General features: G+C 43.2%; 16 protein-coding genes. 9 read left to right on the top strand and 7 right to left on the bottom strand.

The features are described 5' to 3' along the window. Positions 1–93 precede the first annotated feature (93 nt). Positions 94–513, top strand: a complete 420-nt coding sequence (locus IEX80_RS25855) for a response regulator (protein ID WP_090534180.1) — start codon at positions 94–96, stop codon at positions 511–513. On the opposite strand, the gene IEX80_RS25850 is transcribed toward IEX80_RS25855, so the two are convergent. Next, entirely contained in the window at positions 510–1,280 is a 771-nt protein-coding gene (locus tag IEX80_RS25850) for an MBL fold metallo-hydrolase (protein WP_090534178.1), read from the bottom strand. The genes IEX80_RS25855 and IEX80_RS25850 overlap by 4 nt on opposite strands. 83 nt (positions 1,281–1,363) lie before the next feature. Between IEX80_RS25850 and recJ the strand changes: the two genes are divergently transcribed. The 4 genes from recJ (at position 1,364) to IEX80_RS25830 (ending at position 6,241) form a co-directional block, all read left to right on the top strand. Then, on the top strand, positions 1,364–3,067 hold the full coding sequence (recJ, locus tag IEX80_RS25845) for a single-stranded-DNA-specific exonuclease RecJ (RefSeq protein ID WP_090534176.1): 1,704 nt from the start codon (positions 1,364–1,366) through the stop codon (positions 3,065–3,067). 156 nt (positions 3,068–3,223) lie between these two features. Beyond that, positions 3,224–3,964 carry an LPS export ABC transporter ATP-binding protein gene (gene lptB, locus IEX80_RS25840; RefSeq protein WP_090534174.1) on the top strand — a complete coding sequence of 247 codons (741 nt, stop codon included), beginning with the start codon at positions 3,224–3,226 and terminating at the stop codon, positions 3,962–3,964. A 7-nt stretch (positions 3,965–3,971) separates the two neighbouring features. Next, on the top strand, positions 3,972–5,513 hold the full coding sequence (locus IEX80_RS25835; RefSeq protein WP_188834616.1) for a GH3 auxin-responsive promoter family protein: 1,542 nt from the start codon (positions 3,972–3,974) through the stop codon (positions 5,511–5,513). Between the two features lie 197 nt (positions 5,514–5,710). Then, on the top strand, positions 5,711–6,241 hold the full coding sequence (locus tag IEX80_RS25830) for an REP-associated tyrosine transposase (protein WP_308421711.1): 531 nt from the start codon (positions 5,711–5,713) through the stop codon (positions 6,239–6,241). Positions 6,242–6,400: 159 nt separating this feature from the next. On the opposite strand, the gene folP is transcribed toward IEX80_RS25830, so the two are convergent. Beyond that, entirely contained in the window at positions 6,401–7,255 is an 855-nt protein-coding gene (folP, locus tag IEX80_RS25825) for a dihydropteroate synthase (RefSeq protein ID WP_229701764.1), read from the bottom strand. A 177-nt stretch (positions 7,256–7,432) separates the two neighbouring features. Between folP and IEX80_RS25820 the strand changes: the two genes are divergently transcribed. Genes IEX80_RS25820 through IEX80_RS25805 form a run of 4 tightly spaced genes read left to right on the top strand, consistent with a single transcriptional unit; the run spans position 7,433 to position 10,673 of the window. Continuing rightward, positions 7,433–7,924: a DUF1599 domain-containing protein gene (locus IEX80_RS25820; protein ID WP_090534301.1), complete on the top strand. Its 492-nt coding sequence runs from the start codon at positions 7,433–7,435 to the stop codon at positions 7,922–7,924. A 5-nt stretch (positions 7,925–7,929) separates the two neighbouring features. Next, positions 7,930–9,093, top strand: coding sequence for a BT_3928 family protein (locus IEX80_RS25815; protein ID WP_188834615.1), 1,164 nt, complete (start codon positions 7,930–7,932; stop codon positions 9,091–9,093). A gap of 4 nt (positions 9,094–9,097) precedes the next feature. Next, positions 9,098–10,156, top strand: a complete 1,059-nt coding sequence (locus IEX80_RS25810) for an ABC transporter permease (RefSeq protein ID WP_188834614.1) — start codon at positions 9,098–9,100, stop codon at positions 10,154–10,156. Positions 10,157–10,166: 10 nt separating this feature from the next. Next, entirely contained in the window at positions 10,167–10,673 is a 507-nt protein-coding gene (locus IEX80_RS25805; RefSeq protein WP_188834613.1) for a shikimate kinase, read from the top strand. Positions 10,674–10,772: 99 nt separating this feature from the next. Here IEX80_RS25805 and IEX80_RS25800 read toward each other — a convergent pair whose 3' ends face one another. From IEX80_RS25800 to creD, 5 genes are all read right to left on the bottom strand, one after another. After that, on the bottom strand, positions 10,773–10,937 hold the full coding sequence (locus IEX80_RS25800; protein ID WP_188834612.1) for a hypothetical protein: 165 nt from the start codon (positions 10,935–10,937) through the stop codon (positions 10,773–10,775). A 152-nt stretch (positions 10,938–11,089) separates the two neighbouring features. After that, entirely contained in the window at positions 11,090–11,602 is a 513-nt protein-coding gene (locus IEX80_RS25795) for a phosphoribosyltransferase family protein (RefSeq protein WP_090534299.1), read from the bottom strand. Between the two features lie 108 nt (positions 11,603–11,710). Beyond that, a complete protein-coding gene (locus IEX80_RS25790) occupies positions 11,711–12,106 on the bottom strand; it encodes a hypothetical protein (protein ID WP_090534162.1) in 396 nt (131 codons plus the stop codon). Positions 12,107–12,259: 153 nt separating this feature from the next. Then, positions 12,260–13,666, bottom strand: coding sequence for a 23S rRNA (uracil(1939)-C(5))-methyltransferase RlmD (rlmD, locus tag IEX80_RS25785; protein WP_188834611.1), 1,407 nt, complete (start codon positions 13,664–13,666; stop codon positions 12,260–12,262). Positions 13,667–14,000: 334 nt separating this feature from the next. Next, positions 14,001–15,335: a cell envelope integrity protein CreD gene (gene creD, locus IEX80_RS25780; RefSeq protein WP_188834610.1), complete on the bottom strand. Its 1,335-nt coding sequence runs from the start codon at positions 15,333–15,335 to the stop codon at positions 14,001–14,003. Between the last annotated feature and the right edge of the window lie 177 nt (positions 15,336–15,512).

The raw sequence follows: 15,512 nt of genomic DNA, 5'->3' as shown, positions 1-15,512 counted from the left end.
TTTTAATGTATTGTTTTTTATAATTTACAACTATAAGGAATATAACCTTTTGAATTGTGGTCTCGTATAAAACAACGCGCTTAAATTTTAGATATGAATGTTAACAATAAAGCCATAAGTGTATTGCTGGTTGATGATGATGAGATAAATAACTTTATCTCCATAAAACTGATAAAGAAAGCTTTACTTAATACAGAAATTATGGCCTGCCTGAACGGAAAATATGCGATTGAGCAACTTTCTGATATCCAGAGAAAAGACCCTAATAAACTACCCGATTATATTTTGCTTGATATTAATATGCCCATTATGAATGGCTGGGAATTTTTGGATGAGTATAAGCGCCTCAACCTCGATCCCCTGGGCAAAAGCAAGATCTATATTATTTCATCATCTGTTTTCAGCAACGATATTAACAAAGCGCGTTCATATCCGTTGGTTAAAGATTTTATCTCCAAGCCGCTCAACGTTGAAAAGATAAAAGAACTTTTTGAGGTAGCTGCCGAAAATTAAGCCGGTTTAACCTTAAAATGGTCTCCTTCTGTTTCAACGGTTCCGATAGTGAATGATTTAGCATGGTAAAACAGGCATTTCCATCCTTCGGCGGCAGCCTTTTTACCATATTCTTCGCGCAGCATCATAGCCTTGCGGCCGTCCATATCGTATTTGGCTATGAATTTCCTCAACAGTTGCTCTGGTTCGGGAAGCTCATCACCGCCAAAAAATACTTTTTCGCTTTCTATATCAAACCAAAATACCTGATGCGCCGGGCAATGACCACCCGAATGTTCATACCTGATCCCTGGTTTAAACTCACCGCTGCCTTCAACGAAAGTTATCTTAGCTCCGGCCTGTAATGCTTCAAATATTTCAACATGGTATGATGAGCCTTTCCCGCTGATCCCAAACTCCCATTCCTGTTTATTGATCACATGTTCGGCCTGCGGGAAGCTGGGTACTAATTTACCGTTCCGCTCAACTACCAAACCGCCAGAGTGGTCATAATGCAGGTGCGACATCATCACCAGGGTTACGTCATCCGGATCGAAACCCGCATTACGGATGTTTTGGTGCAGCATGAGCTCGTCGCGGGTATCTTTAAAGCCCAGACCGGTATCCAATACAATCAGATCGGTTTTTGTTTTGATGAGGAAGGGGTTAACGTGAATAAACAACGAAGCCGGGCGATCTTTGGGGTTATCGGTTTCGGGATTGAACGGGATAAATTTCTTGGTTGCATCAACCGAATATGAGCCCTCACCTAAAGCAAAAAATTCCATAGTAAACGTAGTATCAGATTTTGAATGTACCTTTGGCTCTTTAACAGAGCATAAGTATATTTACTGTTTCAAGCTGCAAAGATATGAATAAACGTTGGGCGCTAAAGGATAATACAAACCATGATGATGTAATAAAATTAGCCGCCCAACTCAACATTGATACCGTACTAAGCGCTATGCTTGTGCAGCGTGGTATTACCACCTTTGAAGATGCCCGCTATTTTTTTAGGCCCGATCACCGGCACCTGCATGACCCATTCCTGATGAAGGATATGGAAAAGGCCATCCTCCGTATTGAGCAGGCTATGACAACAGGCGAAAAGATCATGATCTACGGTGATTACGATGTGGATGGCACCACAGCTGTCGCGCTAACCTACAGTTTCTTCAGAAAGTTGTATACCAATATTGAATATTATATCCCCGACCGTTATAAAGAAGGATATGGGATATCTACCCAGGGAATTGACTATGCTGCTGAGCACGGTATTACCCTGATCATAGCGCTGGACTGCGGCATTAAATCAGTTGATAAAATTGACTATGCCAATGAAAAAGGCATTGATTTTATCATCTGTGATCACCATTTACCCGGAGCATCTATCCCGAACGCGGTAGCGGTGCTTGACCCCAAACGCGAAGATTGCGAATATCCATATAAGGAATTATCCGGCTGCGGCATTGGCTTCAAGCTGATCCAGGCCTATGCCGAAAAGAATGATATCCCGGTTGAAGAAGTAAACTGCTATCTCGACCTGGTGGTGATCAGCATCTCATGTGATATAGTTCATATCACCGGCGAGAACAGGGTGCTGGCTCACTTCGGCCTGCAAAAAATAAATACCGATCCGTGTATAGGCGTTAAAGCTTTAATGGAGATAGCAGGCAAGACAGGGACATATACTATATCAGATGTAGTATTTTCGCTGGGTCCGCGCATTAATGCAGCCGGCAGGATAGACGACGCCAAACATGCGGTTGAATTACTGATAGCTACCGATAAAGACGTTGCCAAAGAAAAAAGCGCCATGATCAATGTGCGTAACACCGAGCGAAAAGGACACGATCTTAACATTACCGACGAAGCGCTTGGCATGATAGAAAGCGATGAGGTATTGATTGCCCGTAAATCAACCGTTGTGTTTAATGAAGACTGGCATAAAGGGGTAATAGGTATTGTGGCGTCGCGCCTTACCGAAAAATATTACCGCCCTACCATTGTGCTTACCCGCTCAAACGGGCATGTAGCCGGATCGGCACGTTCGGTTTTAGGATATGATCTGTATGAAGCGCTTTGTGGCTGCAAGGACCTGCTGATCCAGTTTGGAGGGCATAAGTATGCGGCCGGCCTTACCATGGCCCCCGAAAACCTTGAAGCTTTTATTGAAAGGTTTGAAGAGGTGGTAAGCTCTACCATAAAACCCGAACAATTGATACAGCAAATACAAATTGACGCCGAATTACGTTTAAGCCAGATAGAACCAAAATTTTTCAGGATCCTGAGCCAATTTGCTCCTTTCGGACCCGAAAATATGGCGCCGGTTTTCATAAGTAAAAATGTGTATGTTAGTGGTAACGCGGGTTTGGTTGGCGGCTCGCACATTAAAATGAGCGTAATGCAGGAAGGATCGGCAGCATTTGATTGCATAGCCTTTAACCACGGCCAGTACCTGGAACAATTAAGGCCGGGTGTTCCGTTCGAAATGTGCTATTCGATAGAAGAAAATGTTTGGCGCGAAAGAAGAACCATACAGTTGAATGTGAAGGGGATACGATTTGGAGATTAGAGGTTGGTGATTGGAGATTAGTTGGCTTGGTTCATGGTTGATAGATCATGGTTCATAGTCTGAAATTTTAATCAACAGAATCAGCAAAATCAAAATCATCAACGGTTAAATATCAGGGTAATCCATGAGTCCCATAAATCATGGTTCAGACAAAAAATGATACTAAGAGCAGATAATTTAGTTAAGAAATACAAGCAGCGTACCGTTGTTAACGACGTGTCTTTTGATGTGGCACAGGGCGAAATTGTTGGTTTACTTGGGCCTAACGGCGCGGGTAAAACCACATCATTTTATATGATAGTAGGTTTGATAAAACCTAACGAAGGCACTATTCACCTGGATAATGAAAACATAACCCAGGACCCCATGTACCGCCGTGCCCAAAAGGGCATAGGCTACCTGGCGCAGGAAGCGTCGGTATTCAGGAAGCTTTCGGTTGAGGATAACATCAAGGCCGTGCTGGAAATGGGCGATATGTCTAAAGAAAAGCAAAAAGATAAGCTGGAAGAACTGATCGATGAGTTTAGCTTGCACAAAGTGCGTAAAAACCGGGGCGACCTGCTATCGGGTGGTGAGCGCCGCCGTACAGAAATAGCCCGCGCGCTTGCTGCCGAGCCAAACTTTATCCTGTTGGATGAGCCTTTTGCCGGGGTTGACCCGATCGCGGTAGAGGAGATCCAGGCGATGGTGGCCAAACTGCGTACCCGCAACATCGGTATATTAATAACCGACCACAACGTGCAGGAAACGCTGTCGATTACCGACCGCGCATACCTGCTTTTTGAAGGTAAAATATTAGAATCAGGCGTGCCCGAGGTATTGGCTGAGAATGAAATGGTGAGGAAAGTGTATCTTGGGGCAAACTTTGTGCTTAAACGAAAGGTTTTTCCTCAATAATAACCCTATGACCCTCTTTAACTCCGTATTTACCTGGTTCATGAAAAAGCGTATCCACCAGATAGAGCTTTTTATGAAGTACCCTAATGAAGTGCAGGAAGAATGGTTTGAGCAACTGGTATCGGTTGCCGAAAATACAGAGTGGGGAAAAAAATACCAATATAAAAGTATCGAAAACCTGAACCAGTTCAAGGAACGGGTGCCTATACAAAATTACGATACGTTAAAGCCTTACATTGAGCGGATGCTTAAAGGTGAAAAAAATGTGCTGTGGCCTTCAGAGATCCGTTGGTTTGCCAAATCATCAGGTACTACCAGCGACAGGAGCAAATTTATCCCGGTAAGTGAAGAAGCGTTGGAAGAATGCCACTTTAAAGGCGGTAAGGACCTACTTACCATTTATTTCAATAATCAGCCTAACGCCCGTATGTTTACGGGGAAGATCCTAACACTTGGGGGCAGTCACCAGATCAGTCAGTTAAGTCCGGATACTTCCTTTGGAGATCTTTCGGCGGTGATCATGAAAAACCTGCCCATGTGGGCCGAATTTCACCGTACACCGCATTTAGACATCGCCCTGCTCGAAAACTTTGAGGAAAAAATTGAGAAGATAGCCCATGCTACCAAGGATGTTAATGTTACCAGTATCAGCGGCGTACCCACCTGGAACCTGGTGTTATTTAAACGCATCCTGGAGATCACCGGCAAAAATAACCTGCTTGAAATTTGGCCCAACCTGGAAATGTATTTCCATGGCGCGGTGAATTTTACACCTTACCGCGAGCAGTTTAAAAAGCTGATCCCTCACGAGGATATGTATTACCTCGAAAATTATAACGCTTCCGAAGGCTTCTTCGGCATACAAGATACCAAAGAGCCCGGCGATATGCTGCTGATGCTTGATTACGGTGTTTTTTACGAGTTTTTACCGATCGAAAACCTTCACGATGAAAACCCTGAAACGCTTACCCTTGATGAGGTGGAACTGAACAAAAACTACGCGCTCATCATATCAACCAATGCGGGCCTGTGGCGCTACATGATAGGGGATACCATTAAGTTTTCGTCGCTTTCGCCGTTCAGGATCCAGATCACAGGTCGTACCAAACATTTTATCAATGCCTTTGGCGAGGAGGTAATCATTGACAATGCCGAACGTGCATTGGACGAAGCCTGTTCACAAACCGGTGCCGTTATCAGGGAATACACGGCAGCTCCTGTTTATTTTAACGGCAATGAATGCGGTGCCCATGAGTGGATTATTGAATTTGAAAAGAAACCGGCCGAGTTTGAGCGTTTTGTTGACCTGTTGGATGAAACCCTGCGCCGTATCAATTCTGACTACGACGCCAAACGTTTTAAAGACCTGGCCCTTCGCCGCCCGATGGTACGCCGCGCACCTGATGGTACTTTCTTTAACTGGATGAGAGAAAAAGGAAAATTAGGCGGTCAGCATAAGGTACCACGCCTGGCTAATGACAGGGAATATGTGGACGCTATTTTGAAAATGATGGAGGGGGCTTTTCAGAATCAGGACTTTAAGAATTAAGAAGCAAGAAAAATATAAAGTTGTTATAGTGAGTAGCAGGCCGGAGGCCTGGGGATAGTTACCACTCGGCTGGAGCCGAGCGGTGGCGGAATAATAAAAAAATATATAAAAAAAACACGCTGATGCTCGGCTCCAGCCGAGTATCGACTATCAAGCGGCCTCTGGCGGCCGTAGTCAAAGCCTAAAATCAAACCTAAATCATATCAGAATTCAGAAAAGCCAATACAGATCGCCCGTTTTTCGTAACCCTCACGATAGTTGGCTGGATAGATATTTTCACCCGGTCTGAATATTGCGAAGAGTTTTTAAATAACCTGGAATTTTGCAGAAAAAACAAGGGCTTAAAGGTGTATGCTTATTGTATAATGAGTAGCCATATTCATTTGATTATTGAATGGGAGGAAGCAAAACTTCCGCAAATTATAAGAGACCTCAAAAGTTATACAGCTAAGCGTATTATAGCATTGATAACTAATAGCTATACGGAAAGCAGAAAAGAATGGCTGCTTTACATGTTCAGGTACTTCGCGAACAGCACTCAACAAAACAGCGAATATCAATTTTGGCAAAAGACCATGCATCCTACTGAACTAATAACTGCCAAAGTATTTGACCAGAAGGCAGAGTATATCCATAATAACCCGGTTGAAGCGATGATCGTTAATGATCCGATAGCATATGTGTATAGTAGCGCTAATCCTGACTCTGTGTTTAAGGTTGATGAGTGACCTTTTGTTTTGGTTACTGCGGCCGGGAGGCCGCGAAATAGTCGACACTCGGCAAGAGCCGAGCGTCAGCGTGGTGTATGTTGGGGAATAAACAAAAGGCGCCGGCGCTCGACTCCTGCCGAGTGCCAAACTATCAAGCGGCCTCCCGGCCGCCGTAGCTCAAATCTGGCAAGCCTCCCAAATCTTCACCGCCTCCACGGCCTCTTTCACATCATGTACCCTCAAAATATTGGTACCTTTCGTCAATGCAATAGTATTTAAAGCTGTAGTACCATTCAACGCCTCTTCCGCCGTATTCCCCAGTAAACCGTAGATCATCCTTTTACGGGAGATACCAGTAAGCACCGGTAAACCCAACATATTAAATTCATTCATCCGGCTCATCAGTTCATAGCTATGCTCCGCTTTTTTGGCAAAGCCAAAGCCCGGGTCGAGGATCACGTCATGTACGCCAAGCCGTTTTAATTCGCTGTATTTCGAGAGAAAATAATCAAACACTTCGCGAAATACATCATCATATTCGGTCAGTTGGTTCATGGTTTGCGGTGTGCCTTTCATGTGCATCAAAATATATGGCACTTGCAGGCGGGCAACAGTAGCAAACATGTCACCATCAAGCATGCCGCCTGATATATCATTGATAATATGCGCGCCGCCTTTTATTGCCGCTTCGGCAACCTTTGCCCGAAAAGTATCTATCGACATGATAGCTTCCGGGAATTGGGCAGCAATAGCTTCAACAACAGGCAATAACCTGTCTGTTTCTTCCTGTGTTGAAATATCAACCGCTCCGGGGCGTGATGAATACGCGCCGACGTCCAAAAATGTTGCACCATCAGTCAGCATTTTTTCTGCTTGTTTTAAGGCTTCATCAACGCCGGGTTTGCGGCTATCGGCAAAAAACGAATCGGGGGTTATATTGATAATGCCCATTACTTTTGGTGATGAAAGATCAATCAATCGGCCCCCGGCATTAAGTGTAACTTTTTTACGGAAAAATGTATTTTTAGTCACGGTTAGTTAAGTGTTGCAAAGTTATAATATGGTAAAGTTAACTAACTTTACAGGCGCAGGCTTCAAAACCTCCCAACATTTAAGCTTTACAACGTTACAACAAACAAAACATAGCATCTTTTGACTAATACAGCAGCAGAATACGAAGGCGTAATTAATATATGTAAAGGCCTTTTCATGAAAAAGACCCGCGATTACGGCACCGCATGGCGCATCCTCCGTCCGCAATCCATTACCGATCAGATTTTTATCAAGGCCCAGCGAATCCGCACTTTAGAAGAGAAAAAAATTTCAAAAGTGGGCGATGATATCACCGGCGAATACATCGGCATTGTTAACTATTGTGTGATAGCCATGATGCAGCTGGAATGCGGCCCCGAAATGTCGACCGAGCTTAACCCTGATCATGTGAGCCAGATGTTTGACGAGAAGGTGAATGAAACCAAAGAGCTGATGTTTGCCAAAAATCATGATTACGGCGAAGCATGGCGCGATATGCGCATAAGTTCATTGACAGATCTGATACTGATGAAACTGCTCCGCGTAAAACAGATAGAAGATAATCAGGGCCTTACAGAAGCTTCAGAAGGTGTAAAAGCCAATTACCAGGATATGCTGAACTATGCCGTTTTCGCGCTGATCAAGCTTAATATACATCTGGGCAAATAAAGCTTATGAAAAATACATCATCAAATAGCGCTGTAATATGGATCCCACGCTTATTGGTGGGCTTATTGTTTATATTTTCGGGAGCGATCAAAGCCAATGATCCGCTGGGCTTTTCGTATAAGCTGGTTGAGTATTTTGAGGTTTTTCATATGACTTTCCTCAATGGGCTTGCGCTTACGATGGCTATTGTGTTATGCGCGCTTGAAATGTTGCTGGGTTTCGCCTTGCTCATTGGTGCCCGCGCTGTTAAGGTTGCCTGGGGATTGTTATTGCTGATCATCTTTTTTGGCTTCCTTACATTTTATTCGGCTTTTTTTAAAGTGGTGCAAACCTGCGGCTGCTTTGGCGATGCCATTCCCTTAACACCATGGCAGTCCTTTAGTAAGGATATGGTTTTGCTTGCTTTGGTGTTGGTATTGTTTGTAAAGCGCAAAGAAATTAAGCCATTATTTAGCGCGAAGGTTGGCGATAAGTGGTTGATCTGCGCTGCCGTAGTTTCGGTTGGCATCGGCGTATACACCTACAACTTTTCGCCGGTCATTGATTTTTTGCCATATAAAATAGGTGCTAACCTACCCGATGAAATGAAGATCCCGCCTGGTGCGCCTCTTGACGAGTTTGAACTTACCTATCACCTCAAAAACAAAAAGACTGGCGCTACCAGGGTAATGAACGATAAGGAATATCTTAAAAGTAATATCTGGAAGGACGCCAGTTGGGAAGTTGTTGGTGACCCGGAAAACCGCCTGGTGAAAAAGGGATATGAGCCTAAAATTCGTGACCTGGCTATCCAGGATGAACAGCGGAACGACTATACCAAAGAATTACTTTCGAGCCCTTTTTATAGCCTGTTCATTGTAGCCTATGATTTGAGCGAAACAGATAAAGATGCGATCAACCGTCTCAACGCATTGGCAATCAATTTAACCGATAATTATAATATCCGTACCGTGCTACTCACCTCAAATTCCGCAGCCGATGCCAAAGCGTTTGCCAAAGAGCATAAGCTGATCAGCGAGATCTTTTATGCAGACGGTGTTCCGCTGAAATCAATGGTGCGTTCCAATCCGGGCGTTTTGTTAATTAAGAATGGCACCGTTATTAATAAGTGGCATTATCATTCGGTGCCTAAATACGAAGACATAGTAAAGGAATACTTACAGAAATAGCAAAATGATCCCTTACCTGCTCCGCAAATTACTATATGGGCTGGCAGTAATGCTGGGGGTAGTGTTTGTTGTTTTTTTCCTGTTCAATATTTTACCTGTCGACCCTGCCCGTATGACCCAGGGGCAGCGCGCCGACGTACAATCGCTTCAGGCCGTACGCAAAGAGTTTGGGCTGGATAAACCAGTACCGGTGCAATTTGCCTATTATCTGAATGATCTTTCCCCATTAGGTATCCATCTTAATACGGCTGACGAGCAACAGCGCTACGGCTATGTAAAACTGTTCCCGGTAAGCAAGAGTAAAGTACTTGCACTGAAATGGCCTTACCTGAGACGTTCGTACCAAACCCGTAAGGATGTAGCTTCGTTATTGATGGAAGTGATCCCGAATACATTGGTGCTTGCAGCTGCCGCTATGATCTTCGCTGTCATTATCGGTGTTTTTTTGGGCGTGGCAAGCGCGGTGAACAAAGATACCTGGATTGATAAGCTGGCTATTAGTTTTTCAACACTGGGCATTTCTGCGCCCTCTTTTTTTGCAGGGATCATTATTGCCTGGATCTTTGGTTTTGTGCTGAGTAATTACACGCATTTAAACATGTCGGGCAGTTTGTATAGCTATGATCCGTTTAAAGGCGAAGTGATTACACTTAAAAACCTAATATTACCGGTTATCACTTTAGGCTTAAGGCCATTGGCTATCATTGTGCAGCTTACCCGTAACGCCATGCTCGATGTTTTGGGGCAGGATTACATCCGAACTGCCAAAGCGAAAGGATTAAGTAACCGGACGATTATTTATCGTCACGCGCTTAAAAATGCCATGAATCCGGTAATTACCGCCATTGCCAACTGGTTTGCGTCGCTTTTGGCAGGTTCGTTTTTTGTGGAATACATTTTTGGTTATAACGGATTAGGCAAAGCTACTGTTGATGCTTTGGAAATGTCGGATTTTCCGGTGGTGATGGGCTCTATATTGTTTATCGCGTTTATATTTGTGGTGATCAGTATCCTAGTGGATGTTATCTATGTTTGGATTGACCCTCGGGTAAAATTAAGCTGAAGAAATTTTTATGAAATATTTTATTGTGGGCTTTATGGGGTGTGGCAAAACAACCTGGAGCCGCAAACTTGCCGCCAAATGGGGCTACGAATTTATTGATCTTGATCATGTGCTCGAAGCCAAAGCAGGCATGAGCATAGCCGAATATTTTTCCTCATTTGGCGAGGATGCATTCCGTAAACTGGAATCGCAGGTATTGAAAGAAACTGAATATGCCGAAAATACCGTGGTATCAACCGGCGGAGGATTGCCTTGTTTTTTTGATAACATGGATTGGATGAATGCCAACGGTAAAACCCTCTACATAAAACTATCTCCCAAAACCCTGGCCGACAGGTTGGAGAACAGCAAAACCATTCGTCCGGTATTGCAAGGGAAAAAAGGCGATGAACTGGTAGAATTTATCACCGGCAAACTGGCCGAGCGTGAAGGTTTCTACCTGCAGGCAACAAATATTGTTGAAGGGATTGATATGTCGGTTGAGAAGCTCGAAGAGGCGTTGGGGGCGAGTATTTAAAGAGCCTTCTTTTTGCGTTAGGGATTGAAACGGGTACCGGCCAAGTGGCTAATGCCTGTGCAGTATAAGTGCAAAGCCCGGCCGAAGGAACGCCCAAAATTAAGAATATAAATCTTCATTTTGTCCTTTTAATTTATCCCAGAACTCTTCTGCAGAAACAGTTCTGCCATTTTCGGCATCGGCTATACCTGCATCAATATGCCGTTTTTCAGCTTCAGATAAATTTTCCCACCAGTCTCTTGTATAATTAATCTTTTCTGCCATTTTTTAATTATAAAAACCAAGAAGAGGAAAGTGTCATAACCTTTGTGTTGCTGCTCTGCTTATGCCGGATTGCTTCGTACTTCTTACAGTAATGACGATCTCTATAAAATGATTTATTGAATAAAAACCAGTTGAATAAGACAGAATTCATCCTACCTTAAATAAACCGCATCCTCTTCACCGTCTTCTTCGTCAAGCACTACATCAACATGCTCTTTGATAACGGTTGAAAGGGCTACACCGGCAAAATCCGTAGTGATAGGGAAACTTTTATGATTGCGGTCAACCAATACCGCGGTACGGAGCTTTTTCAGCGGAACATCCAAAAATACACCAAAGCCGTAAGCAAGGGTTTTACCGCTGTTCAGCACATCATCAACCAGTATCACCACTTTATTACTGCATTCTTCTACCTCAAAATCAATATTGGCGCTTAAGCTGCTGCTTTGTTTTTCAAGTTCGATAGTAAGCAGGCGGCTTTTGAAAGGCGCAATGCCATCGAGGATGGTTTTCAGGCGCTCGGCAATGTGGTTGCCACGCGGCAGGATACCGGCTATCAATATTTCATCCTCGTCAAAGTTGTCCTCCAGTATCTGGTAGGCCATCCTGTCGAGCTTTTGCTGGATCTGTTGCTTATTTAATATGAGAAGCTTTTTTTCAGGCATTTTTATCAGCATTATTTGTTGCTCTTTTTAAAAGAGCTTTTATGCGGAATGGTGATAAAACTACATTAGGTTTATTTCCCGCACGTCTCAAATTTATATAAATAAAACTTACTTAGCGTAAGGGAAAAACACAAAGTTTGCGCCTTCGGGAACCACTACAAATACGCACATAAATTGGTACGGATCTTTGTAGCTGTTAACAAAGCGTTCTTTCAGTACAGGCTTTATAACGTCTCGTTCTACAAATTCTTCCAATGTAGAAGCATGAATACTCCATTCCGAGTTTAAATCATGACGATCAAGGATTAATTCGCCTAAACTAAGTTCGTGCTGATGAGCTATGAAAATAGGGTAGGAAGAGAGTCCTTCGTTAATGATCTCTTCGGCTATTTCTTTAATTGAGTCGTTAAAATATTTCAGGTCACGCTCCAAACTTATCAGCGGACTATCAGCCGCCGGTTTGTTGCGTTCATTTCCTTCGTTAAGCAGTTCTTCAGGGTTCATGACCGTTGATTTTTTTGATTACGCTGATTTCGTTGATTTTTTTGGGATTACACCGATTTGTTTTTGTGATCGTACCGATTCTTAAACATCATAGCTATGAACTATCAACAATGAACCATACGCTAAGAAAAACTAATCTCTAACCTCTAACCTCTAATCTCTCAAAACAAGCAACACCACATTCTCCACGTGCTGGGTATGCGGAAACATATCTACCGGCTGAATTTTAACCGTATCATATTTTTCTTTTAGCACCAGCAGGTCACGGGCCTGGGTGGCGGCATTGCAGCTTACATAAACAATTTTAGGAGCTTCAATTTCCATTAAGCGGGCTACTACATCAGGGTGCATGCCTGCACGTGGTGGGTCGGTAATGATCACATCCGGCTTGCCATGCTCAGCTACGAAATCGGCCACCAATACATCTTTCATATCACCCGCATAAAACTTGGTGTTGGTGATATTGTTAATGGCCGAATTTACCTTAGCATCTTCAATAGCAGTTGGTACATACTCAACACCAACAACTTCACGCACGTGACCGGCAACAAAGTTGGCAATGGTGCCGGCGCCGGTGTAAAGGTCATAAACCAATTCATCGCCTTTAAAGCCCGCAAAATCGCGGGTTATTTCATACAGACGAAGTGCCTGTACAGAGTTGGTCTGGTAAAATGACTTAGGCCCTATACGGAACTTGATGCCGTTCATTTCTTCGTGGATGTATTCGGGCCCTTTAAAGGCGATCACATCCTGGTCGAATATGGTATCATTTTTTTTCTGGTTTACGATGTAGAGTAAGGAAGTGATCTCCGGGAAACGGGCGTCAATGTGGCTCATCAGGTTATCAATCTCGCTTTGTTCTGCGTAAGCGAAAACTACAATCACCATGATCTCGCCGGTTGATGAGGTACGTACAACCAAATTGCGGAGCATACCGCTGTGATTACGCAGATCGTAATACGTATAACCCTGTTGAATGGTAAAATCACGGATCTCATTGCGTAAGCCGTTGGATGGTTCGGCCTGCAGATAGCAATGGTTTACGTCCAGGATCTTATCAAACCTGCCCGGAATATGAAAACCCAGAGCATTCATGTTCAGTGTACCATCTTCTTTGTTTTCACCATCGTAAAGCCAGCGTTTGTTGGAGAAGGTAAATTCAAGCTTGTTGCGGTAATATCTATCGGCCGGCGAAGGCACGATAGGCATGATACCTTCAACGTTGATCTTGGCCAAACGGCTTAAAGCATCGACAACCGATTTTTGTTTGAATTTAAGCTGGGCCTCGTAGGTCATGTGCTGCCATTTGCAGCCACCACAGGTGCCGAAATGCTCGCAAAAAGCTTGCGTTCGGTATTCAGAAGCTTGTTTTAATTCGGTGATCTTGCCTTCGCCGAAGTTTTTCTTACTACGGTATACCTGTACATCTGCCACATCGCCGGGTACGGCCTTATCTACAAAAAGCACAAAGTCATCGGCTTTGCCTACGCCTTTGCCTTCTTCGGCAATGTCAATGATCTGTACGTTCTCAAAAAACTTTGGTTTGTTAGCTTTACTCATCAGGCTGCAAAGTTAACCCTATTTATTTAATCCTGAAAATGGGAGAGGAGGGACAAAAGAAAGCCGGTCGCCTTTAAAAGACGTTACGATCTTAAGCAGGATCTCTAAGCAAATAAACTTAGCAGATAGTTAACCATATTATCGTCAACGGTAATATCTTCTATCTCAAATTGCTCATCAATCAGGTCGGAAAGTTCTGTTAGTTCGCGGCTCATAAAACAAAAAATTACTATGCTAACATAGTAATTTTTAAACTAAAAACCAAATCGGTATAAGGTTTAATTACCAATCAGTAAAGATTTATGAAAACTTTGCTGATTGGTATATGCAATGCTTAATTTTTATCCCAATTTATCTTGCGCGAAAAGTACATCAACACGGCTATAATGATAAACAGCGCGATACTGCCAACCATTAAGGCAAGATCTTCCAGTTGAATGATGACAAAAATAAAGGCATAAAACACCGCTAAAATAAAAGCGAACAGTAACGCCGCCTTCCCGTTTTTTAGCAGGGATGATATAAATACGGATATAAGTGCTATGGTTGACATAGAGGCAATAAGATAAGCTATGTTGTAGCCAACCTGCTCAGAAAACGACAACAGCAGCGTATAGTAAATAACCATAGCCGCGCCAATCAATATGTAGTTGAACATATGTATCGGTTGTTTGCGGATAACCTCAGTTAAAAAGAGAGATATAAAGGTAAGGAGGATAATGAATATAGCATACTTACTGGTACGCATGGTTTTCTGGTACTGATCAACCGGGAGGCGAAGTTTTACACCAAAAGTGGCCTCTTCCAGTTTTTTGTCGTTATCCAACGTTTTTTGCTGACCGGTCCACTGTTGCGGGAATGGCCGGTTGTAATACATCATCCGCCAGCTGGCGCTAAAGCCGCTGGTATCAACTTTAGAATCATCGGGGAGGAAATTGCCATCAAAGCTCGGGCTGCTCCAGTTGCCATTTACCCGCACATCGGTAGTTTTACCCATTTGTAAAAAGCTTAATCCTTCACTGCCTTTCAGATCAAGCGTGTAATCAAATGGAATTTCGTTATTGTTTATTGCTGAAAGGTCAACACCGGCTTGCAAACCATTGCCAAATACGGATTCAAATGAAGGCTCGGCGCCAAGTATGGGTTGAGTGGTTTTTATAACCGGGTTGCTTTTCAAACCTTTCAGGTCGCTCACACTAAATTCAAACCTGGCTTTATTTAAAAGGAGCTGGTTTATATTTATACCGAGTGAGGAGAGATCAAGTTTGGCAAAATTGCCGCTTATTTTTACCTGCGTATTATATACAGCTACATCAAAAATGCCCCGGTGCCTAAGCTGTGTTGTAAGGCCTGCCTTAATGTGAAGGTTGTCGGGGAGTATATACAGGTTTTCTATAAGCGCCTGCTTAGTGGTGTCGGTCATATTTATTCCTTTTTTATAAGGGATAACCAATATCGGGCCTTTGATAATCTGGCTGGCCGACCAGCTTTCTGATACCTCTTTGGCCGTTTCACCCTGTCTGACTGCACGTTCGGTCACCAGGTTTTGGACGAAGGCTGATGGAATTAAGAGTAAAAGCGCCAATAGCCCGATAAAGATCAATTTAAATGTTGCCGACTCCCTGAGCCAGCCCAATGTTGTTTGTTTTGGTGATTGTTCCTCTATCATGATTGCTTGGATATAAAGTACTTTGTATTTCAAAGTTTATAATTAAAAAGAAAGGCTTTGCTTAAGCCTGTGACAAATATAATGTAAAGTACTTTGCATTTCAAAGTAATAATTGAAATTTTTCTTCAATTTGAAATCTGACTTTTCTACATCATAATTCAGGCCATTATTTTTGAT

It is taken from the genome of Mucilaginibacter rubeus (assembly GCF_014643835.1).
GTDB classification, from domain to species: Bacteria; Bacteroidota; Bacteroidia; order Sphingobacteriales; family Sphingobacteriaceae; genus Mucilaginibacter; species Mucilaginibacter rubeus.
This window is presented reverse-complemented; position numbering and strand designations above follow the sequence as displayed.